Annotated in this window: 1 protein-coding gene; it reads left to right on the top strand. The window is 26.8% G+C overall.

The genetic code is table 11. The features are described from left to right. Positions 1–504: PAS domain S-box protein (locus tag N3D74_06775; protein ID MCX8095866.1), on the top strand; the 504-nt coding region annotated here is incomplete at both ends.

Genomic DNA, 504 nt, shown 5'->3' with positions numbered 1-504 from the left:
AAGAATTAGTTTGATTGATTCAAAGAATGTCGTTGAGATAATCCCTGAGAAAGAATTTTTTGATCAACCTTTGACAAACCTTAATTTTAGGATTATAAAAAGTATTAGGGTGGTAAAAGGTAAAGGTGAATTAATTAAAATAATTGAACGGGGGCAAAAATTCTGGTTAACAGTCTTTGATAACCTCCCTGAGCTGGCTTTAATTATAGACGAAGAAGGGATTATAGTCAGTTGTAATAAACCTTTTTCTTCTGTTTTTAATAAGCATCCAAGAGAGCTAATAGGCAAGAAGGCAAAAGAAATAATTAATTTTAATTTTATTCATAATTTTGACACTAAAAATTTGCCTGATTATTTAGAAGAGGAGTATGATGGTAAATATTTTTACATAACAACTACAAAATTTAATTTTGAAAATAGATTAAATATTCTTTTGTTTTTCAAGGATATAACTGAATATAAGAAAATCAAAGAACATCTATTTCAAAAGGATAAATATACATC

The organism is Caldisericia bacterium, from assembly GCA_026414995.1.
In the GTDB taxonomy this organism is placed as follows: domain Bacteria; phylum Caldisericota; class Caldisericia; order B22-G15; family B22-G15; genus JAAYUH01.
This window is presented reverse-complemented; position numbering and strand designations above follow the sequence as displayed.